Origin of the sequence: Granulicella tundricola MP5ACTX9 (genome assembly GCF_000178975.2) — a bacterium.
GTDB classification, from domain to species: Bacteria; Acidobacteriota; Terriglobia; order Terriglobales; family Acidobacteriaceae; genus Edaphobacter; species Edaphobacter tundricola.
Genome location: NC_015064.1, coordinates 4,065,454 through 4,088,581, shown reverse-complemented (window position 1 = coordinate 4,088,581; position 23,128 = coordinate 4,065,454). Strand labels below are relative to the sequence as shown.

Annotated in this window: 26 protein-coding genes and 1 other RNA gene; 15 read left to right on the top strand and 12 right to left on the bottom strand. The window is 61.7% G+C overall.

All coding sequences use genetic code 11. The annotated features are described in order from the left end of the window. The first annotated feature begins 66 nt into the window (after positions 1-66). Entirely contained in the window at positions 67-786 is a 720-nt protein-coding gene (locus tag ACIX9_RS17875; RefSeq protein ID WP_013581902.1) for a class I SAM-dependent methyltransferase, read from the top strand. Between the two features lie 51 nt (positions 787-837). Beyond that, positions 838-1,512, top strand: a complete 675-nt coding sequence (locus ACIX9_RS17870) for a DUF4396 domain-containing protein (protein WP_157478095.1) — start codon at positions 838-840, stop codon at positions 1,510-1,512. 7 nt (positions 1,513-1,519) lie between these two features. On the opposite strand, the gene ACIX9_RS27445 is transcribed toward ACIX9_RS17870, so the two are convergent. Genes ACIX9_RS27445 through ampH form a run of 3 tightly spaced genes read right to left on the bottom strand, consistent with a single transcriptional unit; the run spans position 1,520 to position 3,388 of the window. Beyond that, on the bottom strand, positions 1,520-1,702 hold the full coding sequence (locus ACIX9_RS27445; protein ID WP_049789382.1) for a PDDEXK family nuclease: 183 nt from the start codon (positions 1,700-1,702) through the stop codon (positions 1,520-1,522). Positions 1,703-1,709: 7 nt separating this feature from the next. Further along, entirely contained in the window at positions 1,710-2,123 is a 414-nt protein-coding gene (locus tag ACIX9_RS27440) for a Uma2 family endonuclease (protein ID WP_049789381.1), read from the bottom strand. 44 nt (positions 2,124-2,167) lie between these two features. Next, complete coding sequence (ampH, locus tag ACIX9_RS17860; protein WP_013581900.1) at positions 2,168-3,388, bottom strand: D-alanyl-D-alanine-carboxypeptidase/endopeptidase AmpH; 1,221 nt, start codon at positions 3,386-3,388, stop codon at positions 2,168-2,170. Between the two features lie 93 nt (positions 3,389-3,481). On the opposite strand from ampH, the gene pheT reads away from it, so the two are divergent. The 8 genes from pheT to ACIX9_RS17825 all read left to right on the top strand — a co-directional run bounded on the left by pheT (position 3,482) and on the right by ACIX9_RS17825 (position 10,637). Further along, a complete protein-coding gene (gene pheT, locus ACIX9_RS17855) occupies positions 3,482-5,563 on the top strand; it encodes a phenylalanine--tRNA ligase subunit beta (RefSeq protein WP_013581899.1) in 2,082 nt (693 codons plus the stop codon). 115 nt (positions 5,564-5,678) lie between these two features. Beyond that, complete coding sequence (locus ACIX9_RS17850; protein WP_013581898.1) at positions 5,679-5,945, top strand: hypothetical protein; 267 nt, start codon at positions 5,679-5,681, stop codon at positions 5,943-5,945. A 40-nt stretch (positions 5,946-5,985) separates the two neighbouring features. Further along, positions 5,986-6,354 (top strand): cell division protein ZapA, encoded by a 369-nt coding sequence (locus ACIX9_RS17845; RefSeq protein ID WP_013581897.1) that lies wholly within the window; start codon positions 5,986-5,988, stop codon positions 6,352-6,354. Positions 6,355-6,414: 60 nt separating this feature from the next. Further along, a non-coding RNA gene (gene ssrS / locus ACIX9_RS24960) (6S RNA) lies at positions 6,415-6,601 on the top strand. Between the two features lie 35 nt (positions 6,602-6,636). Then, positions 6,637-7,404 (top strand): prolipoprotein diacylglyceryl transferase family protein, encoded by a 768-nt coding sequence (locus ACIX9_RS17840; protein ID WP_013581896.1) that lies wholly within the window; start codon positions 6,637-6,639, stop codon positions 7,402-7,404. Between the two features lie 150 nt (positions 7,405-7,554). Next, entirely contained in the window at positions 7,555-8,670 is a 1,116-nt protein-coding gene (locus tag ACIX9_RS17835; RefSeq protein ID WP_013581895.1) for an RluA family pseudouridine synthase, read from the top strand. A 227-nt stretch (positions 8,671-8,897) separates the two neighbouring features. Beyond that, positions 8,898-9,872, top strand: coding sequence for a VWA domain-containing protein (locus ACIX9_RS17830; protein ID WP_013581894.1), 975 nt, complete (start codon positions 8,898-8,900; stop codon positions 9,870-9,872). Positions 9,873-10,031: 159 nt separating this feature from the next. Further along, a complete protein-coding gene (locus ACIX9_RS17825; protein WP_013581893.1) occupies positions 10,032-10,637 on the top strand; it encodes a hypothetical protein in 606 nt (201 codons plus the stop codon). Position 10,638: 1 nt separating this feature from the next. On the opposite strand, the gene purN is transcribed toward ACIX9_RS17825, so the two are convergent. From purN to purM, 4 genes are all read right to left on the bottom strand, one after another. Then, on the bottom strand, positions 10,639-11,247 hold the full coding sequence (gene purN, locus ACIX9_RS17820) for a phosphoribosylglycinamide formyltransferase (RefSeq protein ID WP_013581892.1): 609 nt from the start codon (positions 11,245-11,247) through the stop codon (positions 10,639-10,641). Further along, positions 11,244-11,621, bottom strand: a complete 378-nt coding sequence (locus ACIX9_RS17815; protein ID WP_013581891.1) for a HepT-like ribonuclease domain-containing protein — start codon at positions 11,619-11,621, stop codon at positions 11,244-11,246. The genes purN and ACIX9_RS17815 overlap by 4 nt, the downstream gene beginning before the upstream one ends. After that, on the bottom strand, positions 11,611-11,907 hold the full coding sequence (locus ACIX9_RS17810) for a nucleotidyltransferase family protein (RefSeq protein ID WP_013581890.1): 297 nt from the start codon (positions 11,905-11,907) through the stop codon (positions 11,611-11,613). Before ACIX9_RS17810 ends, ACIX9_RS17815 begins: the two co-directional genes overlap by 11 nt. 120 nt (positions 11,908-12,027) lie before the next feature. Continuing rightward, the gene (gene purM / locus ACIX9_RS17805; protein ID WP_013581889.1) at positions 12,028-13,110 is read right to left on the bottom strand and encodes a phosphoribosylformylglycinamidine cyclo-ligase; all 1,083 of its coding nucleotides are present in this window, start codon (positions 13,108-13,110) and stop codon (positions 12,028-12,030) included. Between the two features lie 113 nt (positions 13,111-13,223). On the opposite strand from purM, the gene hemL reads away from it, so the two are divergent. Both hemL and ACIX9_RS17795 read left to right on the top strand, forming a co-directional pair. After that, complete coding sequence (gene hemL / locus ACIX9_RS17800) at positions 13,224-14,507, top strand: glutamate-1-semialdehyde 2,1-aminomutase (protein WP_013581888.1); 1,284 nt, start codon at positions 13,224-13,226, stop codon at positions 14,505-14,507. 177 nt (positions 14,508-14,684) lie between these two features. Continuing rightward, entirely contained in the window at positions 14,685-15,098 is a 414-nt protein-coding gene (locus ACIX9_RS17795; RefSeq protein ID WP_232298749.1) for a DUF2147 domain-containing protein, read from the top strand. Between the two features lie 431 nt (positions 15,099-15,529). Here ACIX9_RS17795 and ACIX9_RS17790 read toward each other — a convergent pair whose 3' ends face one another. Together ACIX9_RS17790 and ACIX9_RS17785 are read right to left on the bottom strand one after the other, a co-directional pair. Next, the gene (locus ACIX9_RS17790; RefSeq protein WP_013581885.1) at positions 15,530-16,507 is read right to left on the bottom strand and encodes an LOG family protein; all 978 of its coding nucleotides are present in this window, start codon (positions 16,505-16,507) and stop codon (positions 15,530-15,532) included. Positions 16,508-16,562: 55 nt separating this feature from the next. Beyond that, entirely contained in the window at positions 16,563-16,898 is a 336-nt protein-coding gene (locus ACIX9_RS17785; RefSeq protein ID WP_013581884.1) for a hypothetical protein, read from the bottom strand. Positions 16,899-17,103: 205 nt separating this feature from the next. Between ACIX9_RS17785 and ACIX9_RS17780 the strand changes: the two genes are divergently transcribed. Next, positions 17,104-19,059, top strand: a complete 1,956-nt coding sequence (locus ACIX9_RS17780) for an ABC-F family ATP-binding cassette domain-containing protein (protein ID WP_013581883.1) — start codon at positions 17,104-17,106, stop codon at positions 19,057-19,059. Positions 19,060-19,081: 22 nt separating this feature from the next. On the opposite strand, the gene ACIX9_RS17775 is transcribed toward ACIX9_RS17780, so the two are convergent. The 3 genes from ACIX9_RS17775 to ACIX9_RS17765 form a co-directional block, all read right to left on the bottom strand. Then, the gene (locus tag ACIX9_RS17775; protein ID WP_013581882.1) at positions 19,082-19,372 is read right to left on the bottom strand and encodes a type II toxin-antitoxin system RelE/ParE family toxin; all 291 of its coding nucleotides are present in this window, start codon (positions 19,370-19,372) and stop codon (positions 19,082-19,084) included. Then, positions 19,369-19,650, bottom strand: a complete 282-nt coding sequence (locus tag ACIX9_RS17770; RefSeq protein ID WP_013581881.1) for a ribbon-helix-helix domain-containing protein — start codon at positions 19,648-19,650, stop codon at positions 19,369-19,371. The genes ACIX9_RS17775 and ACIX9_RS17770 overlap by 4 nt, the downstream gene beginning before the upstream one ends. A 61-nt stretch (positions 19,651-19,711) precedes the next feature. Next, positions 19,712-20,479, bottom strand: a complete 768-nt coding sequence (locus ACIX9_RS17765; RefSeq protein ID WP_013581880.1) for a metallophosphoesterase family protein — start codon at positions 20,477-20,479, stop codon at positions 19,712-19,714. 47 nt (positions 20,480-20,526) lie between these two features. On the opposite strand from ACIX9_RS17765, the gene ACIX9_RS17760 reads away from it, so the two are divergent. Both ACIX9_RS17760 and ACIX9_RS17755 read left to right on the top strand, forming a co-directional pair. Beyond that, complete coding sequence (locus tag ACIX9_RS17760; protein WP_013581879.1) at positions 20,527-21,345, top strand: ATP-binding cassette domain-containing protein; 819 nt, start codon at positions 20,527-20,529, stop codon at positions 21,343-21,345. A 46-nt stretch (positions 21,346-21,391) separates the two neighbouring features. Beyond that, entirely contained in the window at positions 21,392-23,086 is a 1,695-nt protein-coding gene (locus tag ACIX9_RS17755) for a hypothetical protein (protein ID WP_013581878.1), read from the top strand. The last annotated feature ends 42 nt before the right edge of the window (positions 23,087-23,128 follow it).

Here is a 23,128-nt window from a genome sequence, read left to right as displayed (position 1 = left end):
CGGCTTCTGAATCACCAATCGGCTTCCCGAAGGGCTACTCTGGATGGCAACAGGCGGAGGAGCGCAATGAAAGATCGTGAGTATTACGGGATCGATGCGCCGGGAGTTGTGCGCACGCTGGGAATTGTGGGTGCGCTCTTTCTTATCTGCGGGGTGCTTCCGAAGAGTGTTCCCGGCGCCGCTGTGATCCATAACTTCTGGCTGTCCGGGGTGAGTTTACTTGCGGCGTGCGGCTGGATGCTGGCTTCGAGCCTGTGGCTGAAGAAGCGGGTGATGCGGGCGTTGCTCGACCAGCGACGGTGGCTGGGGGATGAGGTGGTTCTTGATGTCGGGTGCGGACGTGGGCTGGTGGCGGTGGAGGCGGCTAGGCGGGTGCCGCGGGGGAGGGTGCATGGCGTGGACATCTGGCAGGAGGCCGACCTGAGCAGCAATAGCCCGGAGGCGATTCGCGTCAACGCGACCGTTGCGGGTGTGGCGGAGCGGCTTGTGATCGATACGGGCGATGCTCGAAAGCTGCCGTATGCCGACGCGAGCTTCGACGTGGTTGCGTCCATGACGGCGATCCACAATATCCCGGATGGGGAGGGACGGCGCAAGGCTATCGCGGAGATGTGGCGGGTGCTTCGGCCAGGCGGGCAGATCCTGATCTTCGATATACGCCATGCAAGGACGTACCTGGGGCAGCTGCGTGAGATGGGGGCGAGCGAGACGGTGTTGAAGGGGCCTATCGTGCTCTGGGGGCCGCTGGGCTGGAGATTCTGCGCTACGAAGCCGCTCTCGGCGTAGAGGCGCGGGGCGGCAGGAGACTGGGCGGAAGGCCGCGCCATCCAAATGGGGATGTTTGAGCTGATCGCGTGGATTTCGCTTGGTCTTGCGTTTGTCTCGGCTGCGGTGATTGTGATTGATGAGGTTCGTCATCCGCAGAAGATGGGGGTGATGAATATCGTCTGGCCTGCGACTGCGCTGTACTTCAGCGTCTTTGCGGTGTGGGCTTACTTTGTGAAGGGGCGGGGGATGGCTCGGGATGCTGTGCAGGGGATGGAGCATGAGGAGGGGCAGAGTCCTACCTGGGCTCAAACAGCGCTGGCTGGAAGCCATTGCGGTGCGGGGTGTGTGCTGGCGGATGTGGTGACGGAGTTTGTGGTGTTTGGCGTGGGGCTTACGCTGTTCGGGAAGGAGCTTTATGCGAGCTATCTGTGGGACTTTGTGGCGGCGTGGCTGATTGGCGTCGCGTTTCAATACTTTGCGATTAAGCCGATGCGGGACCTTACAGTTGCGGGAGGGATCTGGGCTGCGGTGAAGGCGGATACGCTCTCCATCCTGACGTTTCAGATTGGGATGTATGGGTGGATGGCGGTGGTGTTCTTCAAGCTGTTTCCGGGCCCGCATCTGCATCCGAACGATGCGGGTTACTGGCTCATGATGCAGATTGCGATGGTCTGTGGATTTGTGACGGCGCTGCCGGTGAACTGGCTGCTGGTGAAGATTGGGTGGAAAGAGGCGATGGGGTAGGGCTTTATTACAGTGCGGGCCAGAGGCGGGTCGTTTGGAGTTCAAAGCCAGCAACCGGCGCATGGCCCAGGACGACGTCAGGGCGCTCCAGGGATTCGGTTGGTTCGCTGGGCCGATAGATTACGACATTTGAGTCGATGGGATCGATGAGCCATGCGAGCTCTGCGCCGTTCTCGATCCAAAGCTGCATCTTGGCTTCAAGGAGACGGCGTGAGTCCGTGCGGGAGCGAATCATCAATGATGAACTCAGGGCAAAGCGGCGGGTAACCGGCCTGCTGCTCCGGCAGAAGCGCGTTCCAGCGCGCGAGAGAGAGCCACGCAGCGTCAGGGGAGAGACAGGAGCCGTCCGGAAGATTGAAGCCAGCGTTTGATACAAAAGCAACTCCAGTTCCGCTGAGTTCGTTCCATTGAACCAAAGACGATGACACCCAAGCTTCATGGGTGCTTCCTATGCCGCCTACAGGAGTCATGATCGTGACCTCTCCCTTGTTATTGCGTTCGATTTTGTAAGGCCTGTTCTCTTCCGAGAACCGCATCAGGTCCTCGTCTGTCAGAGGCTCAGCGGGCCGCAGCGTGATGGGGTGCGGCAGTCCGGACAGATTCAGGTTCATACGCGTATCCTCCACCGAACAAGAGCAGGCATAAAAAGGGTATATCAGAGACGCCGATGGGTAGCGGCTTTGTGGGCGGCGCGTTTTGGTTTAGAGGCGGGGTGGTAGATGGGTGGGGCTTCGGGGAGCGGGGGTAGGCCGGCGAGGGTGAGGAGGACGTTGTTGGCGGCTTTGAAGAGATTGAGGTGGGTTTCCGGGAGGCCGTCCGTGGCGGCGACGAAGATGGCGGTATGGCGGGACTGGTTGATGGCGATGTAGGTGAGGAAGCCTGCACCGCCGCCGGTCTTTTCGATGATCTCGGAGTCGGTTGCGGTGGGGTCGAGGGAGCCGGGGGTGTGTATCCAGCCGAGGCCTATGCCGGTGGCTTCTCCGGCGTGGTCGAGGCCACTGATGCTGGCTAATTGCGACGGCTGGAGGTATACGGCCTGCGCGGCGGGGTTCTGGCCGGGGGTGATGCCGACCTGCTGGCCAAGTAGGTATTGGAGCCAGTGGGATATGTCCGTAGGGGTGGAGTAGAGGCCGGAGGAGCCGGCGGTGGCCTGGGTGTCGGTGCATTGGCCTTCGTCGTGTACGCCCTGGAGGAGGCGGGCGCACTGCGCGGGGGTGGGGGTGTAGTTGGTCTCCCACATGGCGAGCGGCTTCAGGGTGCGGGCGCGGAGGAGGGCGGCGTAGGGCATCTGGGCGGCGGATTGGAGGGCGTCGCCGAGGAGGTCAAAGGAGAGGTTGGAGTAGAGCGCGGCGGTGCCGGGGACGGTGATCAGATGGGCCGTGGGGAGCCAGTTCCAGCGCTGGGCGTGGTTGGGGAAGGTGAAGTGGCCACTGCCGCGGGGGGTGGGGGCCATCTCGCGTGGGAGGCCGGCGGTGTGGGTGGCGAGATCGCCGAGGGTGATGGGACGGGCTTGTTTGTCGGGGACGGTGGCGTTTACTGGGGCGTAGCTTTTGAGCGGGTCGTCGAGCCGGACGGTCTTGTCCTGTACGAGCTTGATGAGGAGGTCGGCGGCGAAGATCTTGGTGAGGGAGCAGAGGCGAAGCAGCGAGGTTGCGGTGGGGGCCTGGTGGCTGCCGGGTGCGGTTTCGCCGAAGCCGTGGACGTAGATTTCTTTATCGCGGACGACGACCAGGACAAGGCCGGTTGAGCCGGAACGCTCTAAGAGGGATTGGCCAAGGGTGTCGGCGGATTTGAGGTCTGGCAGGGCCTGGGCGCGAGACAGGGCTGGAAGGAGAGCCGCGAGGGCCAGGAGGGCGATGAGCTTGGGTTTGGGCACGGTCTGGAGAGATTTTACTTTGCGTCCCTGCGTAAAGGCGCGGAGGATGGGGCCTCGGAGTGTCTAGGGCGGTACACTTAAGGACGTCCGATTATGAAGATTCTTACTCCGTGGCTCCGCTCCTATTTGCCTGTGCTCGCTGTCGATGACGCGCAGCTTGCTGAAGACCTTACCCTGCGCGGGATTGCCGTGGAAGGCGTGTTTGAGGTCAATGACGCCTCCGGCGACTCCGAAGGCTCCGTGTTCGACATGGATATTACGACCAACCGCGTCGATGCGATGAACCACTACGGCATGGCTCGGGAGGTGGCGGCGATCTATGACCTGCCGCTGCATGCGCTGGATGTGTCGCTGCCTGACGCGGGGGCGGCGGAGACGGCGTTTCCGGTGCGGATTGAGGCGCAGGACCTTTGCGGGCGGTTTACGGCCCGGGTGCTGCGTGGGGTGACGGTTGCTCCGACGGATGGCGTGATCGGCGGGTACTTCGACTCGCTGGGGTTGAAGAAGATCTCGAATGCGGTGGATGTGACGAACTATGTGCTGCAGGGCATGGGGCATCCGACGCATGCGTTCGACCTGGACAAGATCGAAGGCGGGATCGTGGTGCGGCGAGCCAAGGCCGGGGAGCAGATCAAGCTGCTGGATGGGACGACGCGGACGCTGGTAGTAGATGACCTGGTGGTGGCGGACGAGGTGAAGGCTCTGGGGCTGGCCGGGGTGATGGGCGGCTGGGACTCGATGATTACGGCGGAGACGAAGAACGTGCTGGTGGAGGCCGCGTGGTTTCAGCCGGCGACGATTCGTGCGAGCAGCCGGCGGCATTTGATCCACACGGACGCCTCGCACCGGTTTGAGCGTGGCGCGGACTTTGCGGCGGCTCCGATTGCGAATGCACTGGTGTCCAAGCTGATCCTTGAGGCTTGTGGTGGGCGGGTTGAGGGTGAGTTGATCGACGTGGTCGTGGCTGAGCATGAGGCGGCTACGGCGAACCGGGGGACGGTGGCGCTTTCTGTGACGGAGGCTCGGCGGCACCTGGGGACGACGGTTGAGCCGGACGGGATCAATGCTGAGGTGATCCATCGCTACCTGACGGCGCTGGGCTGTACGCTGACGCCGGTGAGTGTGGATGGATATGAGGTCAGGCTGCCATCGTGGCGGCTGGACCTGACGCGCGAGATCGACCTCATCGAGGAGATTGCGCGGGTCTATGGGTACAACGGCTTTGCGAATACCCTGCCGACGCCGGGTGTGGTGATCGATCATCCGACGGCCCGGGCGGAGCGGGCTGTGCGGGAGCGACTGCTGGCGCTGGGGTACTCGGAGGCTTTGAGCAGCACGTTTGCGAGTGCGGCGGAGTCGGCGCAGTTTGCGGCTGGCGTGGCGGCGGTGGAGCTTGAGAATCCTCTGAACGAGGAGGCGGCGAACCTGCGGCCTTCCCTGCTGCCGGGCATGGTGACGATGCTGGCGCATAACCTGAATCGGGATGTGCTGAACGTACGGCTGTTTGAGACGGGTGCGGTGTTCAGTGGCGGGACGGCTGAGGTTTCTGAGGCGATGAGTCTTTCGCTGGGGATTACGGGTGTCTCGCCTGTGAGCAATCTTTATCTGGCTGCGGATGCGTCGTTCTATGAGCTGAAGGGTGCGGTTGAGTCGCTGGTGGGGCTGTTTGCGGCACCGGGGCTTACGTTTGCGGCGGAGGCTTCTCCCGTTTTTGAGGCGGGGCGTGCTGCTGCGGCTTCTGTGAATGGCAAGGTGGTGGCACAGTTCGGGCAGCTTGCCGCAAGCGAAGGTGCGAAGCGGAAGATGCGACAGCCGGTGTATGTGGCGACGGTGGATCTGGCGGCGCTGCTGGCGATGCCGCTGAAGCACACGACGGCGAAGGAGCTTTCGCGTTTTCAGGCTGTCGAGCGGGACTTCTCGTTCGTCTTTGCGAACTCTGTGACGTGGGGCGATGTGGAGGGGGCGATCCGGTCGTTGAAGATTGCAGAGCTGCAGAGCCTGCGGCCGATCGAGGTCTTCCGCGATGAGAAGAAGTGGCCCGGGGTTTATTCGACGCTGATGCGGACGGTGTTCCAGTCGCTGGACCGCACGTTGACGGATGAGGATGTGACGGGCTGGTGGAGCGCGATCATTTCTGCGCTGCAAGGGCTTGGGGGCGTGATCCGGGATTCGTAATCAGGAGGGTTACTGGGTAGGTATCAGGGCTGGTGCGGGCCTCGGTTTCGTACCCTGATATCCACTTCTTCCACACTTATACTTTGGGAGGAGTATTCACTTGGACACGAGTTCTATGAATGACAACAGTAACGTCTCCGTGAGTGCGGATGAGTTCCAGGCGCTGGAGCAGAAGGTGCTGCGTGCTGTGGAGATCGTCAAGCGTGAGCGCGAGCTGCGTGCTGCGGCTGAGGCCGAGGCGGCTTCACTTCGGGAGCAGATCACGGCGTTGACCAGCATGTCCGACGAGGCGCAGACGCAGATCTCGACGATGAACCAGGAGCGCGATGCGGTTCGTCTGCGGGTTGAGAAGATGATGAGCCAGATTGACGAGCTGCTCTAGAGATTGGCTGTAGAAACCTGCTGAGAGGGGGCTGACGGGCATGACCGGAATCGAAAAAGAGTTGGAAAAAGAGTTGCAGATGAGTGGGCAGGCGCAGTCGATCTCGGTGGACATCTACGACCAGATCTATCATCTGCGTGGGACTGATCCGGCGTACATCGAGCATCTGGCCGGGCTTGTGGATGCGAAGATGCGCGCGGTCTCGGCGCATGGCGGAACGGTGGACTCGTTGCGCGTAGCGGTGCTGGCTGCGTTGAACATCACGGATGAGCTGGAGACGCTGCGCGAGCGGTATAACGCGCTGGCACGGTCTCAGTCGCAGACGCAGACGACGATGCGGAGCCGTTCGGCTTCCCTTTCCGGGATGCTGGATGAGGTTCTGGACGAGCCGATCCGTCGCGCAGGATAAAAGTGGATTACGCGCTTGACTTGCGGTTCGGTTCGGTCGCGGTTAGTATCCAGTTCAGAAACCGGCCTGCAAAGTAGGTACGCGAACAACGCAGGTTGAACCAATATTCATTGAACAGGGATCTGACTCGTAGACATGGTTCGGTGTGCAACGTCCGCCAGTTCGGAATGCCTAAAGAGCCACGGTCAGGTTCCGCCGTCTTAGACGGGTTCACCTGCGCTTCGTCGTACGGCCAAGCGGGTCGGTTTTCTTATCTCTACCCGGTACACTGAGAAGAGTCTCGTGTATCCCATCCTCTTCCATCTTGGACGTGTCGCGCTGCCCACCTTCGGGGTGCTGGCGGCGATTGGGCTGATGTGCGGGCTGGGTCTCTCGCTGCGGACGGCGCGGCTGCTGGGACTCGATCCGGATGCGGTGTGGAATGCGGGGCTGTTCGCGGTGATTGCGGCGTTTGTGCTGTCACGGGTGCTGCTGATCTTTGAGCATATGCGGATCTTCATGCAGTTTCCGGGGCTGGTGCTGGCGTTTCCCTCGCTGACGGCGACCGGGGTGCTGCTGACGGGGCTGGCTACGCTGGCGTGGATTCGGGTGAAGAAGCTGCCTGTGCTGCGGGTCTTGGACGCCTGGGCTCCTTGTGCGGCACTGGTGTGGGGTTTCCTGGCGCTGGGGCACTTTGCGGATGGGAGTGACCCTGGCATGGCTCTGGGCGCGGCGAGGACGCATCCGGTGGGAGTTTATGCGGCTTTGGCTGGGTTTGGAATGGCTGCGGGGCTTTACTGGCTGCTTGCCGGGGCGGGCGAAGGCGTAACGCGGATAAGAGGGATTAAGACGGATGTTCGCGGATTTGTTTGTGGGTTGGGGCTGGTGGGGTGTGGGGTGTGCCAGTTTTTGATTTCGTTTGTGCGGGTGCCGGGAAAGCAGCTTTATGGCATGGATGTGCTGCAGGTTGTGGCGCTGGGGATGGTGGTGGTTGGTGGACTGCTGGTGGGTGGTTTGGGGCCGCGAGTGACCTCAGTTGAGGCCACTTCCCGGCGGGTGAGAGAGTTTTAGCCGATGATGGAGATGGGCAGGAGCGGTCGTTTGCTGCCGCAAACGATGCCCACCCTAACGACGATGAAGCTGTCGTGAGGATGGGGCACACGGCTTTATCGCCGGGATGTGGAAGTCCGGCTTTGGTCGTTGATTTGAGAAAGAGGATGTATGCCGTCTAAGAACATGATTCCGAAGGGCCAGAGGCACCATACGGTGCGGCCGCAGTATGTGGCGGAGCGCTTTGCCGAGCCCGTGGAGCCGCTGGTTGTGCCTACCGTCGAGTTTGAAGACGACGGCGAGGATGCCATCCGGAGCTTTCCGGCGGATGTGGCGGCTGCGGGGATGAGGCTCGATGCTTACCTGGCGCAGGCTTTGCCGGATATCTCGCGTGCGCGGGTGCAGATTCTGATCGAGGCCGGGCAGGTGAAGGTGGACGGCGCTGTGCCGAAGGCCAAGGCGAAGCTGAAGGGTGGGGAGACCATCGAGATCGAAGGCCAGCCGCAGCTTGAGCCGCTGCATGCGATTCCCGAGGATATTCCGCTCCAGATCGTTTATGAGGACGAGTACCTGGCGGTGGTGAACAAGCCGGCGGGGATGATGGTTCATGCCGGCGCGGGTTCGACTGACGATGAGCGCAATCGCGGCACGCTGGTCAATGCGGTGCTGTTCCATATGGGCAAGACGGCGGATTCGCTTTCGGGTGTGGGCGGGGAGCTGCGGCCGGGGATCGTGCATCGGCTGGATAAGCAGACGTCGGGGCTGATCGTGGTGGCGAAGGACGATGTGACGCACCGGCGGCTGGGGGAGATGTTCTCGGAGCGGCGGGTGTCGAAGACGTACCTTACGCTGGCGCATGGGGAGCTGAAGAAGGCGGATACGACGGTGTCGCTGCCGATTGCGCGGGACCTGGTGCGGCGCATTCGGATGACGACGCGGCGTGGGGATGGGCGGTCGGCTGTCTCGCACTTTCATGTGCTGGAGCGGCTGGATACTCCGTATGGCAAGTTCACGTTCGTCGAGGTGAAGATCGAGACGGGACGGACGCACCAGATTCGCGTGCATCTGCAGAGCTTGGGTCATCCGGTGGTGGGGGATACGCTGTATGGGGCTCCGCACGTTGTTCGGCTGACAAAGGAGCCGAACGTGGAACCGCTGGAGTTGGAGCGGAACTTCCTGCATGCAGCTCGGCTGGCGTTTGTGCATCCCCGGACGGAGGAGGAGATGGAGTTTGAGGCTCCGCTGGCGGAGGAGTTGGTGGAGTTCTTGGAGAAGATCAAAGGCTAAGGCTTACCACGGATAGAAGAGAAAGACGGATCAAGGCAGTATCGGGGCTGGGCATTTGATCTATTCTTATCCCTCTTTTCTTCTTATCCGTGGTGAGCTGTTCGGGTGGTGATGCGACAGGGGTTGCGGGAACAAGTAGAATCGAGCGCGTGAGAGATTGGGTGTCCATGACGCGTAGTGTTCGTTTGATTTCGGCTGCGGCCTTGTTGTTTTCAGGAGTTTACGGGTTGGGCCAGACGGCTCCGGTGGCGACTCCGCCAGCACAGCAGACTGCGCCTCAGCAGCCCGTGCAGGCTCCTCCGCAGGAGGCTCCTGGTGCGACAGGCCTGTCCGCTCGTCCGCAGGGGCAGGATCAGCCGTTTCAGTTGACCGTGCGCGCCAACCTGGTGAGCCTGGTGTTTACCGTGACGGACAAGAAGGGCCGCTTCGTCAAGGATCTGCACCTGAGCGACTTCGGGTTGCTGGACAACGGGCTCCAGCCGGAGAAGGTGCTGGACTTCAAGCAGCAGACCGACCTGCCGCTGCGCGTGGGGATCATGCTCGATACGTCCAGCTCCATCCGGACGCGGTTCAAGTTCGAGCAGGACTCGGCGATCGACTTTTTTCTTTCGGTGATGCACCAGAACGACCGTGCGTTTGTGGAAGGGTTCGACGTGCAGACGTACCTTCCGCAGGACTATACCAACAACATCGATCTGCTGGATCAGGGGATCAGGAAGCTGCGGCCGGGCGGCGGTACGGCGTTGTTCGATTCGCTGTACAAGACGTGCCGGGACCAGATGCTGGCGTTGCAGGCGGATAATGAGGTCCGCAAGGCGCTGATCCTGGTGTCGGACGGCGACGATAACTACAGCCGCGCGAGCATGACGGATGCGATCAAGATGTGCCAGCGGGCGGATACGATCGTTTATACGATCTCGACCGACACGAGCCCGACGCGGGGTAAGGGTGGTGCGGTGCTGGAATCGATCTCAGGCGCGACCGGCGGACGGACGTTCTTTCCGATCAAGCTGGAGGATGTGGCGATCGGGTTCAAGAACATCGAGATTGAGCTGCGGAGCCAGTATCTGCTGCAGTACCGGCCGGCGGAGTTTACCCAGGACGGCAAGTTTCGGACGATCCTGCTGCGCGGGGCGAACCGGGCGAAAGACCTGACGGTCCGGGCTAGAACGGGATACTTTGCGCCTCGGCCTCCGCAGTAATCGTCTTCGCGGCTTCCTGGCGAACCGACTACCGGGATAAAAGGGATAAGAGCGATCAAGACGGATAGAAGCAAAGAGTTCCGTCTCGCGACTTTTTGGTGGTGACGTGCGTAACCTTTGATACGGGATTGTGTCTTTATAAGGCACGGAGTCTTGTCTATGCGCGCTTTGATCGGTTCTATCGCCTCTGCTGCTGTTCTTCTTTCGTCCGGAATGATCGCTTATGGTCAGGCCTATGGCGGGCCGAACGGCGGGCCTCCCATGCCTCCGCCTCCTCCTCCGATCGAGCAGACGATCGCTACGCTGGCGGATCAGCCTGCGACGCATAGCGGGTTTGTGTTCGACCGGACGATGCTGCAGGTGGCGCAGAGCATGCTGGAGTCGAATGGCATGGACGCGCGGCGGGCAGCGGTGGCGCTGACGGCGATCTCATTCGATAGCTACCGATACAGCCAGCCGGCGTTCTACAGTCCGGAGGCTATGTCGGGGCTGGTGGAGCAGTATCGTGCGATGGGCTGGAAGCACATGGTCAACGCCAACCAGACGCCGCAGAATACGGCGCAGCCTCGGGCGATGGTGACGGATATGTGGCTGCACTTTTCGGGGGCCGATATCGATGGCGTGACCGTGCTCACGCGGTCGTCCCGCGATATGAACCTGGTGCAGGTGCATGGAGACCTGCGGCCGCTGGATCTGCTGCACCTGGGTGGGCACTTCGGAATTCCGAAGGTCGATCCGAATGCGGTGATGGTGCCGGCGCGGTAGTTTAGTTCTTATTCTTGATGTAGCGGCGGTTCTGGGCGGTGTATTGGCCGCTGAGGACGTGGGCGATGGCCTCGGGGTAGGCCTGGTGTTCCTCAGCGAGGATGCGGGCGGAGAGGGTGTCGGGGGTGTCTGAGTCCTCGATTGTGATGGCCTTTTGCAGGATGATGACGCCGTGATCCATCTTTTCGTCGACGAAGTGGACGGTGCAGCCGGCTATTTTCGCTCCGAACTCGAGTGCCTGAGTCTGGGACTCGAGGCCGGGGAAGGCGGGCAGCAGGCTGGGATGGACGTTGAGGATGCGGTCCCGGAATGCGTCTACGAAGGCCGGGCTGATGATGCGCATGTAGCCGGCGAGACAGACCAGGTCGACTTTTGCTTCGCGCAGTGCGGCGATGTAGGGGAGGTCGCGTTCCTCAGGAGGCAGGCCGGCGGTGGGGATGTGGTGTGCCGGGATGTTTAGGTCGCGTGCAGCCTGAAGTCCGGGGGCGGCGGACTTGTTGGAGAGGACGACGGCGATCTCGGTGCCGGGAAGGCGGCCATCCTGGATGGCACGGTGAATGGCGAGGAAGTTGGAGCCTCGGCCGGAGAGGAGAATGCCTAGACGATTCACGGAAGCGGCTCCATGTGTGCTGGATCGGGATCAGGGTTTGCGAGCAGGGCCACCTTGACGGCCTCCTCGAGTACGGGAAGGTCGTTGTGAAGCTTGCCCCAGATGATCTCCGGAGTGATCTTGTCGTACTCATGACGCAGAAAATTTCCGAGACCACGGATGGAGCGCCAGTCTACGGTTGGGCAGAGTCTGGCAGCCTCGTCGCCAAGGCGAAAGGCAGCTTCGGTTAGGATCTGTAACTGGCGTTCAACGGCGTCCTGGCGCATGGAGGCGGAGAGGTAGTCCTCCAAGGTGACGCCATCCAGGTATTCGCGGATTCGATCACAGCTTTTCAGGATGTCGTTGAGGTATCTGCGGGTGGACCTAGAAGACATCGATGGTCTCAGGCAGTACCTGGTGTTTGATCTCCGGGCGCATATAGGTCAGGGAGCTGAGATGCGCCCTAACGCCGAGAATGCGGCTCAGGTCATCTTCAAAGCCATAGGCGCGGAGTGTATTGTGTAAGTCCGAGTCGTCACTGTCGAAGAGAAGGTCGACGTCGGATTCGGCGGTGTTCTCATCCCGAGCCACAGATCCAAAGAGGCGCAGATGCATAAGGCCGGCAGCCTTGAGCTCCGCCTCATGTGCACGCAGAATGCCGAGGATGTCCTCTTTGGTCATGCTTCAACTGTGACATATTCCACTGCTCGGGGCAATGAGAACAGGCAAATGCGGCCTCATGCCGGCCGGGCAGTGCTTCGCACCGTGTTGGACCGCTTCGCGGTGCGTAAGCGACTGCGGCTAGTTGTAGACGACCTTGCGTGTGCCCCGCGTGACGATCCGCCCGATGATGCAATGGCGCTCGTTCGCACGGTTGAGGATCGCCTTGGCCTTCTTGACCTGCTCGGCGGGAATGACCGCGATTAGACCGATGCCCATGTTGAAGGTGCGGAACATTTCGTCGCGATCCACGTTGCCCAGGTGCTGCAGGTGCTCGAAGAGCGGCGGCGGGGTCCAGGCGGAAAGATCGATTACCGCGTCGAGCCCCTTGGGCAGGATGCGCGGGAGATTCTCCGTGATGCCGCCGCCAGTGATGTGGGCCATGCCGCGAACCATCTCGGGCTGTGCGGTGAGCTTCTTGATCACGCTGAGATAGCTGCGATGCGTGCGCATGAGGGCTGCGCCGGCCTTGTCCTTGAGCTCGTTGACGTAGTGCTCGGGGCCGTACTTGGCGACCTCGAAGAGGAGCTTCCGGGCGAGCGAATAACCGTTGGTGTGGAGGCCGTTCGAGGGTAAACCGAGCAGGACGTCACCCGCCTCGATTCCCTCACCCGTGATGATGTTGGGGCGGTTGACGGCGCCGATGATGGTGCCGGCCAGGTCGTACTCGCCGTCGGCGTAGAAGCCGGGCATCTGGGCGGTTTCGCCGCCGATGAGAGCGCAGCCGTTGGCGCGGCAGGCCTCTGAGATGCCGCGGACGACGGTCTCGACGACATCGTTTTCCAGCCGGCCGGTGGCCAGGTAGTCGAGGAAGAAGAGCGGCGTCGCGCCCTGGACGGCGATGTCGTTGACGCAGTGGTTGACCAGGTCCGCGCCTACGGTGTGATGGATTCCGAGCTCGAAGGCGACCTTGAGCTTGGTGCCGACGCCGTCCGCGCTCGAGACCAAGACCGGCTCGGGATATTTGGCGAGATCGAGGGCAAAAAGGCCGCCGAAACCGCCGATCTCCGACAGGACCTGCTTGTTGAAGGTCTTGCGCGCGAGCATCTTGATACGCTGCTTGGCGCGGTCGCCGGAGGTGATGTCGACGCCGGCATCGGCGTAGGAGATGGACTTGGCTTTCTTCGGTTCTGCGGGTGTGGCTTGGGCGTTGTCGTCCGGCAAGGTGCGCTCCGTTGGTGTCGTGTCGTTGGGTGCGAGGGACCTTCAGTCTAGCAGGGGACATTTCCACGGCATGTGAAAAGTACACTGGAAGGGAGAGATTTGAGGGAGATGCGATGCGGGTGATGGAGAAGTCGAGACAGTTGCAGGTTCGCGCGGCGGGATTGCTGCCGGGCGGCGTGGATTCACCGGTGCGTGCGTTTCGTGCAGTGGGCGGCGATCCGCCGTTCGTCAAACGGGCGGAGGGCGCTTATCTGTGGGACGTCGATGGGAACAAATACCTGGACTTCTTCGGCTCCTGGGGGCCAATGATCCTGGGCCATGCGTTTGAGCCGGTGGTGGAGGCGATCAAGGAGGCTGTGGGTCGCGGGGCGAGCTTCGGGGCCAGCCATGCCGATGAGGCGAACCTTGCCGAACTGGTGACGCGCTGCTTCCCCAGCGTGCAACGGCTGCGCTTTGTCAGCTCGGGCACAGAGGCGTGCATGTCTGCGATCCGGCTGGCGCGTGGGTTTACGGGGCGAAAGTTCGTCATCAAATTTGAAGGCTGCTATCACGGTCATGCGGATGCTCTGCTGGTGAAGGCAGGATCTGGCATTGCGACGCTGGGGATTCCGGGTTCTGCCGGCGTGCCGGAAGAGACCGCCATGCACACGCTGGCGTTGCCATACAACGATTTGTCGGCGGTGGAGACGGCGTTCGCGTTGCATCCGGGGCAGATCGCCTGCGTGATTGTGGAGCCGGTGGTAGGGAATGCCGGGACGATCATCCCCGCAGAAGGCTATCTTGCTGGCCTGCGGAGGATTACGCAGGAGCATGGTGCGCTACTGATCCTGGATGAGGTGATGACGGGGTTTCGGCTCTCGCTGGGCGGGGCGCAGGAGCTTTACGACGTAAAGCCGGACCTGACGACGCTGGGCAAGATTATCGGCGGCGGACTGCCGTGCGGAGCGTTCGGTGGACGTGCGGATGTGATGGAGTTTCTCGCACCGCTGGGGCCTGTGTATCAGGCCGGAACGCTGAGCGGGAATCCGCTGGCGATGGCTGCGGGAATCGCCACCGTGGGCCATCTGATCGCGAATGAAGCGGCTGTCTACAGCCAGCTTGAGCATGTCACGAAGGCGGTCGCGGAGGGCGTGGTGGAGATCGCTGCTGCGGCGGGCGTGAGGCTCACGATGAACCGTGTGGGGTCCATGTTTACGTGGTTCTTCACGGATCAGCCGGTGCGGAACTTTGCTGACGCTGCCACGTCGGATTCAGCTGCCTTCGGCAACTTCCACCGCGGCATGATGGAGGCTGGCGTGTGGCTGCCGCCCAGCCAATATGAGGCGGCGTTTATCGGCACCGCGCATGGTGAGGTTGAGGTTGAGATGGCGCTGGCTGCCGCTAGAAAGGTGTTTTAGTCCGTTTCCCGATTTCGGGTGCGACCATGGCAATCTGCGAAAGTATTGTCTTGGCCCGCAGGACTCGGAAGCTTGACTTGCATCAGAACATGTAGGTTCTGGAAGCGAGGGATACGGATGGGGAAGGTTGGACTTTGGGCTGCCGGGCTTTGTGTCGTTGGTGTGTTGGGATTGTCGTTGGGTGCAGCGACTCTGGGCGCGCAGGCACCGGATAAGACAGGTGTGCTGGGTGATTGGCAGGAGCCGGGCGGCGGGGTGCTGGAGGTCTATAAGTGCGGCTCGCAGGAGATATGCGTGAAGCTCAGGATGCTCGCAGCCGATACGCCAGCCAAGGTCGACGGTCATAATCCAGATCCCGCCCTCCGGACCCAGTCCCTCTGCGACCTGCGCGTGGGCTATGAGTTCAAGCTGACTGACCCGGACCACGCCGACGGCGGCAAACTCTATGATCCCAAATCCGGGAAGACCTATAGCGGCACCATGTCCACGGAAGGCGACAAGCTTCGGCTGCGCGGGTATGTGGGCATCAAGTTGTTCGGACGCACGGAGGTCTGGAAGCGGGCCGGTGCGTTTCATGGGTGTTTGAAGTAAGGCATTGAAAGGTGCGATTCCCGATCTGGGAATATTCCGCGTAGAAGCATCAGGAGCCGGTTGGAGCTCCACAGACCTCGGATAGAGTTCTCCGCAGTAGTGATTGCCGCTACGCACGAATCCCGGCGCTGAAACGCCGGGATTCGTGAACTCCATGGGAGGTGCGTATGACGATTACGCCCAACCTGATGCGGAAGCTGAAACAGCTTCTTTGCGTCTGTGCTGCGGCTTTAGATCTTGCCGGCAAAGGATATGACCTATACCGGCGCATCATGAAGCCCTAATCAGACGATGCAATCAACCCCGGTCTGCAGTATTACAAGTACTGCCGACCGGGCCTACTGCCGTTTACATCGACAGTTTTCACCGTCTGCATCAATGCTTCGCCGCCCTCAGCCAAATGTCAAGGAATTTATGCTGCTTTTAGATCCTCAGGGGCGGGTCTTGGTGATATCGGGACCGAGTGTCTGCTGGGCCGTCGGCGCGGGATCGGCTGGGGGATGATCGGTCGCGTCGTCAGCGACCGCTGCCGCCAGCGCCGGTTGCAGGATCGCGAACGCCTCGTCGGGGGTGTCTGCAAACTGGAACAGGTCAAGATCCTTCTGGGCGATGGCTCCCTTGGCCGCCAGCAGTTCCAAGTTCAGGACGGACTTCCAGTACTCGGACCCGTAGATGACGACGGGGAGATCTTTGGCGAGCTTGTGCGTCTGCACCAGCGTCAGCAGCTCGAACATCTCGTCGATGGTCCCGAATCCGCCGGGGAAGACCACCAGCGCCTTGGCCAGGTAAGCGAACCAGAACTTCCTCATGAAAAAGTAGCTGAACTCGAAGTTGAGTTCCGGGGAGATGTAGGCGTTCGGATACTGCTCGAAGGGCAGCTTGATGTTGAGGCCGATGGTCTTCGCGCCAGCGTCCCAGGCTCCACGGTTAGCCGCCTCCATGATGCCGGGCCCGCCGCCGGAGGTGATGACGAAACGGTGGCGCGGACCGGGTAGCGTCTTGGCCCAGGTTGCGATCTTGCAGGCCAGGGTGCGGGCGTCCTCGTAGTATCGGGACATCTCGACCGCCGAGTGGGCCAACGAGAGCTTTAGGGCGGAGGCGTCTCCCGCTGCGATCTGCTCCGGCGTGGCCGGCTGCTCGGGCTCGGGCGCGGCGGCAGCCGAGCCTGTGTTCTCCAGCAGTTCCAGGTTTTGATCGGCCACGGAGCGGGCGCGGAAACGGGCTGAGCCGAAGAAAACGACGGTATCCTCGATGCGCTCGCGTCGGAAACGGACCAGGGGCTCCTGGTACTCGGACAGGATGCGGATCATGCGTGCATCCGGCGAGTTGAGGAAGTCCAGGTCTTCGTAGGCGAGCGGTGCGCGGGCCAATGGGTCGGGGGCGTTCGGTTTGGAAGAGTTTTCCGGCATGGAGTTTAGATTGAACCTGTCGCTTGAGAGCGGCGTGAAAAGAAAGCGTTGCGAGTCAGGGACGGTCGTCGCGGTAGTGGATCGCCTCGGAGATACCGATCCAGATATCCAGCAGGCCTAAGCCGGAGATGATCCCGCGCACGGCACCCAGGCGGAGGACCGACCAGAGCCATGGACGGGATTGGAAGAACAGATTGTGATCCCACACTGAGGTCCACCAAGGCAGGATCGCCACAATGATTCCCAGGTAGACGCAGAACAGGACCAGAATGAAGAGCGAGATACGCTGCAGCCACAACGGAGCGGTGCCGGAGCGAGGCTGGGCCGCCACAGCCGGATGCGGCTTTGGGGGAGCGCCTGGCTCTGGAAAGAGATTGGGTTGAACGGGCATCCGGGTGCGAGCAGTCTCCAAACATCCAAGGTAGCAGAGGGCGGAGGTGGATCGCGCCGGGGGCTATTACGAGCGCAGCCCCCATGTCGGCCCTGGAACGGCAAGTCCAGACTTAAGTTATTTATTTTGAATACTTTGAGGAGTTTGCCCGGGAGGGGGTGGACACCTCGATTCCGTCTCCACTTACGGATGAGAAGATTGAAGGATGCTACAGCTTTCAGGTGCGGGAAAACGGTTTGGACAGAAACTGCTGTTTGAAGATGTGAACTGGCTGATTACGCCGGACGAGCGTACGGGGCTCGTGGGTGGGAACGGAACGGGTAAGTCTACGCTGCTGAAGGTCCTCGCCGGACGTGAGTCGCTCGATTATGGCGTAAGCTCCCGCACAAAAGGGATGACCCTGGGCTATCTCCCCCAGGACGGTCTGGCTCTCCGCGGGAAGACAGTCTTTGAGGAGTGCCTGAGTGTCTTCGACGATCTCCGTGGCCTGGAAGGCGAGGCGGAGGAACTCAGCGGCAAGCTGGCGGAGTTCGCGCCCGGCAGCGCGGAGTATGAGGCGGCGGCGGCCCGGTATGGGCATGTGACGGACCTGATGCACGCCCACGACATCTACACGCTCGACTACCAGGTGGGAACGGTGCTGGGAGGCCTGGGCTTTGGACGTGAGGACTGGGAGCGTAGAACCGAAGAGTTTTCAGGTGGCTGGCAGATGCGCATCGCGCTGGCCAAGCTGCTGCTGGAGAAGCCGTCGCTGCTACTGCTGGATGAGCCGACCAATCACCTGGACCTAGAAACCCGCAACTGGCTTGAGGACTACCTGCGGAATTACGAGAATGCTTTTGTACTCATCTCGCATGACCGTTACTTTCTCGATCAGACCGTCAGCAAGACGACAGAGCTATGGAACAAGAAGGCCCACTTCTACTTCGGCAACTATGAGAAGTATCTGAAGCAGAAGGAGGAGCGCCGCACCCAGATCATGAGCGCTTACAAGAATCAGCAGGATCGCATCCAGGATCTTGAGGCGTTCATCAACCGCTTCCGCGCCCAGGCGACCAAGGCCAAGCAGGTGCAGTCTCGCATCAAGGAGCTGGAGAAGATTGAGCGCATCGAGGTTCCGGAGGAAGAGGCGACGATCCACTTCTCCATCCCTCAGCCCCCCGCCAGCGGCCGCACCGTCATCGAGGTCAACAACCTGACCAAGATCTATCCGACGCGCGACGGGCTGGGCACCAAGACGATCCTCAAGGACGTCAGCTTTTCCATCGATCGCGGGGACCGAATCGCGCTCGTGGGAGCTAACGGCGCGGGCAAATCCACCCTCATTCGCATGTTGAGCCAGTTGGAGGATCCGACGAGCGGTGAGATCAAACTCGGTCATAACGTTCTGGCCGACTATTTCGCGCAGGATCAGTACAAGGTTCTCGACGGAGCGGCAAAGATGCTGGACGACATCAGCGGTATTGCGCCGAAGGTGCCGGTGGTGGAGTTGCGGAGCCTGCTCGGGTGCTTCATGTTCTCCGGCGACGACGTCTTCAAGACGCTCGGGGTGCTGAGCGGTGGAGAGCGCAATCGGTACGCCATGGCGAAGATGCTCGTCTCGCCGGCCAACATGCTGCTGCTGGACGAGCCGACCAACCACTTGGATCTCCGGGCTAAGGACGTTCTGCTGGATGCGATCCGCAAGTTCTCGGGCACCGTGCTGTTCGTCTCGCATGACCGCTACTTTATCGACGGCCTGGCGACGCGTGTGTTTGAGGTCGAAGACAAACGCGTCCACGTCTACCCCGGCAACTATGAGGACTATCTATGGCGTAAGCAGGGCGGCCCGGAGAAGGTGCAGTCATCCTTCACCGCACCTAAGCCTGAGCCGGTGGCTGTTCCCGTAGCTTCCGTTGTCGTCGAAGCGAAGAAGCCGGCTGTGAAGAAGCTCAACCCGATCAAGCTGAAGCTGCTCGAAGACGAAGTCTCCGCCGCAGAAGAAGCAATCGGGGAGTGGGAGCGGCGGATTGAAGCCGCGGAAGCCAAGCTGGGCGTCTTCACCACGGCGGACGAGCAGCAGCGTGGGTCGGCGGAGCTGGACCGTCTGAGAACCGAGCACGCCGAGTTGCTGGCCGTCTGGGAGAAGCTGGGAATGGAGTTGGAGGAGCAGCGGGACTAACGAAGTTGGCGGCCGCTGACGCTTATTCGTGTTCGCTCCGCCCCCCGTAGAGGATGCTGATGATCTGAACCTGGTCGGACTCAACCGCGAAGTAGATGGTCACTCTGCGCTCAAAGCCGATCGTCCTTATGCCCGGGCGGAGATCGTCTCGCTTTGTTCCCTTGAACGGCATGAGCGCGAGCGAGTGGCAGGCCCTTGTTAGGCGGTGTATGTAACGCTCTGCATTTGCGGGGTAGAAGCGTTCGGCAAGATAGTCTTCTAGTCGCTCAAGCTGTCTCTTAGCCCTCGGCGAGAACACCACCGAGTAGCTCATTGGTTAGCTAGCTGTCGGGCTTGGCGCCTGGCTTCCAGACTTCTCTCCACCTCTTCAATCGAGATGGAGTGCGAAGGATTGGCCTTCAACTCATCGTAAGCAGGGCCGACGACTTCCTGCTCAAAGCGCTTGTGTTCTTCTTCATCCTGCCTGAAAACGTCGAGGCAGTCGGTAACCACGTCACTTTCAGACTGATACTTGCCACTCGCGACTTTGCTACGTACAAACTCCAGCGTTTCTTCCGAGAGGGTGATGTGGAGAACTGATGGCTCGGGCATAAGGAAACCTCGCTCTCCATCATGCTATCAAGAGGCCAATTGGCAGACGGAAAATAAGTCTTCAGCGTCCTTCGCGGAGGCGCGACGCCAGGCGTTCGGGCAGTTCGGCCATGAGGATGCGGCCCTGGGTGGTCATCACGTCGTACGGCGTTCGGTGGAAGACGATCTCTGCGGCTTCCGAATCGAAGATGGCGTAGGCGGCACGCCAGTCGTGGTCGCGGGGTTGACCCACCGACCCGGGGTTGATGAGGTGGCGGGTCTCGGGCTCGAGCGGCAGGGTCCACTGGACGGGCTCGCTGCGGGTGTCTGTGCGGCGCTCGTAGGCGGGGCGGAGATCGTGCCAGTTGTGGTCGCGCTGGGAGAAGCCGCCCTGGATGTGGGTGTGGCCGAAGAAGGTGATGGGGGCCGGGCTCTGTTGCAGCGGCGCCCAGGCGTCGCGCATGGTGAGGATGTAGCGGTCTTCATCGAGCGGGGAGCCGTGGGCGCAGGTGATGCCCTCGAAGTTGGGGCTGATGGGGCCCTGGGGGACGTTGCGGAGCCAGTCCAGGTTCTCCGGGGTGAGCTCGGCGCGGGTCCAGAGGGCGGCGGCGCGGGCTACGGGGTTGAAGCCGTTGGGGCTGGTGAGGCCGCAGCAGACGCGGTCGTGGTTGCCGCGGACGACGACGGCGGAGATGGGCCGGATGCGGTCGATGACCTGGTTGGGGCTGGCACCGTAGCCGACCATGTCGCCCAGGTTCCAGATCTCGTCGTACTTGCCTTCAGCGGCGAAGAGGACGGCTTCCAGTGCTTCGAGGTTCCCGTGGATATCGGAGAGGATAAGAGCGCGCATTCGACCTGTCGATTATCGCAGGTTGAGCGCGAAAGCCTAGAATCGGTATGACCGTGACTGAACCTCTGCTCGACGTCCGTGACCTCACTATCGCCTTTGGCGGCAAGCCTGTCGTTCATTCGATCTCGCTCTCCATTGCGCCGGGGGAGACGCTGGGCCTGGTCGGCGAGTCTGGCTCGGGCAAGTCTGCTACCTCCTTTGCCCTGATGCGGCTGCTGCCGCCTTCGGCGACGATCACAGGCTCCATCAGGCTTGAGGGCCACCCGATCCTGACTCTTCCCGAGCCGCAGATGCGCACGCTCCGCGGCTCCGCCGTCTCCATGATCTTTCAGGAACCGATGACGGCGCTGAATCCGGTCATGCGCATCGGCGACCAGATTGGTGAGTCGCTGCTGGCGCACCATCCTCGTACGCCCCGTGCGGAGCTTCGTGCGCGTGTTATCGCGGCCATGCAGGAGGTTGGGCTGCCGAATCCTGAGCAGCGCCTGCGGGACTACCCGTACCAGTTCTCCGGCGGCCAGCGCCAGCGAATCCTCATTGCCAGTGCGCTGATCAATCGTCCGCGATTGCTGATCGCGGACGAGCCTACGACTGCGCTCGACGTGACCGTGCAGGCCCAGATCCTCGACCTGCTGCGTAAGCTGCGGCGTACCCACAACCTTTCCATTCTCTTCATCTCCCACGATCTGGCTGTGATCAGCCAGATTGCCGATCGTGTCGCGGTCATGCAGCACGGCCGGATTGTGGAGACTGCCGCTACCGCCGATCTGTTCCGCGACCCGCAGCATCCCTATACGCGGAAGCTGCTGGCCAGCGCTCCGACCATGCAGACCGACCGTAGTAAGCCGCTTGCCACGCTTGCTTGAGAATCGCGTCATGCGCGAAGGGCGAAGTTGCGTCTAACGTAGTGTGATGAAGCGTTGGTTTGGGTTGGCGTTTTCCGGGGCCGCACTGGCGACCGGGGTGGGGTTTGCGCAGACGCATGTGGTGAAGAAGCCGGAGACGGTGGTGCGTGCGGTCGGTGTCTACGAGTGGACGGGTGAGCTGGGGAAGGCGAAGGCCAGCCGGTTTGTGCCGGTGACCGTGTTCATCGATAACGAGCTGCAGGATGCGGGCTTTTACCTGGCGCGGCCGGTTCCGTTTGCACTGCAGACGGGGACGATTTTTGAGCTGGATAAGGCCGGGGTACCGGATGGGACGCTGGAGTTGGCCTACCAGAGGCACCTGACCGGTGGGGTCGCGGATCTGGATGGCGGGTGGCTGGGTTATGGGGCCTATAAGGCTCCTCCGGTGATGAAGGCGTCCACGAAGAAGAGTGGGGCGCTGTCCAAGGTTGAGGTGAGTGGCGGCAAGAGTGAGTCGAGCGGGCCGAAGTTCGGTAAGACTCCGGATGCGAGCTCGAAAGATCCTGACCGTCCGACGATGCGGCGAAAGACGGACTCGGATGACACGGACACGACAAAGAGCGCTTCCACCTCTACGCCTGCTTCCACGCCGACTTCGCCGGACGATCCAAATCGTCCGACCATGAAGCGCAAGACCGACTCCGACACCGCTGCATCGGCCACTCCATCCAGCACGGCTTCTACGCCGGAGGACGATCCTGACCGACCGACGATGAAGCGGAAGACAGACTCCGATACGGCATCCACTCCGGCCACGTCCACTCCGGCAGACGACTCCGACCGCCCGACCATGAAGCGGAAGAGTGACTCCGATTCCACGACTGACTCGACCGACTCGAAGACCTCCGCTGATTCCAAGACCTCGACCGACTCGGCGGGCTCCGGCGGGGAGAACGATCCGGAGCGGCCTACGCTGCGGAAGCGGACGGACGCGCAGCGGCAAGGTGCGCGGAAGGAGCACGACTCGTCTTCGGTTACCGGAGTTGGATCGTTGAACGACGATCCTGACCGTCCGAACCTGCACCGGGGTAAGCCGGCGGGGCGGATGAACGAGGACGATCTTCCTCCGTTGCAGGGGACGCCGGCGGATATGCAGCAGTTGGTGGCGGTGTCCGATGCCAAGAACCGGGATACGCACGACTTTGCGCGGGCTTGGGCCGATGATGCGGAGCGGACGGCGGTGCTGGGCAAGATGCAGGCGATGGCTCGGGACAGGCTGACGGCGTATGGCGATGCGGCTGCCAAGGCTGCTGCTGCTCCTGCTGCGGCTGCTAAGACGGCTCATGCTCATGCTCATGCTCCGGTGAAGAGGGCTGCGGTGAAGAAGCCGGTGGTCCCGGCTTCGGCGGCGGTTGCGCTCAACGATGAGGTCCTGAAAGGATTCACGTTGAGCTATGGTGGGGCGGCTACGTACTTCTACACGGCTTCTACGCCGGGGGCGGATGGGACGACCCGGTACGTGACGGTTGTGGCGCAACTGGAGCCTGCGGGTGATCTGAAGGCGGCGCTGGCGAGTGTGACGGACTCGACGCACCTGGACCGCTCACCGTGGATGCGGCTAGTGGATGCGGTGGATGTCGAGGCGTCGAACCGGGCGTCATTGCTGCTGGAGTTGAGGGCTCAGCACTCGCGGCAGTTTGCGCTGTATCGCGTGATTGGGGCGCAGGCGGAGCAGCGTTTCCTGACGGGCAGCACGGAATAGGTTTCTGCATCCTACTGCTACGCGCTCGAGGCGCGAAGGAGT

Excerpts from the sequence above, each read along its gene's own strand:
- ACIX9_RS17875 (WP_013581902.1), top strand. The coding sequence starts at position 67 with ATGAAAGATCGTGAGTATTACGGGATCGATGCGCCGGGAGTTGTGCGC.
- ACIX9_RS17870 (WP_157478095.1), top strand. The coding sequence starts at position 838 with ATGTTTGAGCTGATCGCGTGGATTTCGCTTGGTCTTGCGTTTGTCTCG.
- ACIX9_RS27445 (WP_049789382.1), bottom strand. The coding sequence starts at position 1,702 with ATGCAGCTTTGGATCGAGAACGGCGCAGAGCTCGCATGGCTCATCGAT.
- ACIX9_RS27440 (WP_049789381.1), bottom strand. The coding sequence starts at position 2,123 with ATGAACCTGAATCTGTCCGGACTGCCGCACCCCATCACGCTGCGGCCC.
- pheT (WP_013581899.1), top strand. The coding sequence starts at position 3,482 with ATGAAGATTCTTACTCCGTGGCTCCGCTCCTATTTGCCTGTGCTCGCT.
- ACIX9_RS17850 (WP_013581898.1), top strand. The coding sequence starts at position 5,679 with ATGAATGACAACAGTAACGTCTCCGTGAGTGCGGATGAGTTCCAGGCG.
- ACIX9_RS17845 (WP_013581897.1), top strand. The coding sequence starts at position 5,986 with ATGACCGGAATCGAAAAAGAGTTGGAAAAAGAGTTGCAGATGAGTGGG.
- ACIX9_RS17835 (WP_013581895.1), top strand. The coding sequence starts at position 7,555 with ATGCCGTCTAAGAACATGATTCCGAAGGGCCAGAGGCACCATACGGTG.
- ACIX9_RS17825 (WP_013581893.1), top strand. The coding sequence starts at position 10,032 with ATGCGCGCTTTGATCGGTTCTATCGCCTCTGCTGCTGTTCTTCTTTCG.
- ACIX9_RS17815 (WP_013581891.1), bottom strand. The coding sequence starts at position 11,621 with ATGTCTTCTAGGTCCACCCGCAGATACCTCAACGACATCCTGAAAAGC.
- ACIX9_RS17810 (WP_013581890.1), bottom strand. The coding sequence starts at position 11,907 with ATGACCAAAGAGGACATCCTCGGCATTCTGCGTGCACATGAGGCGGAG.
- hemL (WP_013581888.1), top strand. The coding sequence starts at position 13,224 with ATGCGGGTGATGGAGAAGTCGAGACAGTTGCAGGTTCGCGCGGCGGGA.
- ACIX9_RS17790 (WP_013581885.1), bottom strand. The coding sequence starts at position 16,507 with ATGCCGGAAAACTCTTCCAAACCGAACGCCCCCGACCCATTGGCCCGC.
- ACIX9_RS17785 (WP_013581884.1), bottom strand. The coding sequence starts at position 16,898 with ATGCCCGTTCAACCCAATCTCTTTCCAGAGCCAGGCGCTCCCCCAAAG.
- ACIX9_RS17780 (WP_013581883.1), top strand. The coding sequence starts at position 17,104 with ATGCTACAGCTTTCAGGTGCGGGAAAACGGTTTGGACAGAAACTGCTG.
- ACIX9_RS17775 (WP_013581882.1), bottom strand. The coding sequence starts at position 19,372 with ATGAGCTACTCGGTGGTGTTCTCGCCGAGGGCTAAGAGACAGCTTGAG.
- ACIX9_RS17770 (WP_013581881.1), bottom strand. The coding sequence starts at position 19,650 with ATGCCCGAGCCATCAGTTCTCCACATCACCCTCTCGGAAGAAACGCTG.
- ACIX9_RS17765 (WP_013581880.1), bottom strand. The coding sequence starts at position 20,479 with ATGCGCGCTCTTATCCTCTCCGATATCCACGGGAACCTCGAAGCACTG.
- ACIX9_RS17760 (WP_013581879.1), top strand. The coding sequence starts at position 20,527 with ATGACCGTGACTGAACCTCTGCTCGACGTCCGTGACCTCACTATCGCC.
- ACIX9_RS17755 (WP_013581878.1), top strand. The coding sequence starts at position 21,392 with ATGAAGCGTTGGTTTGGGTTGGCGTTTTCCGGGGCCGCACTGGCGACC.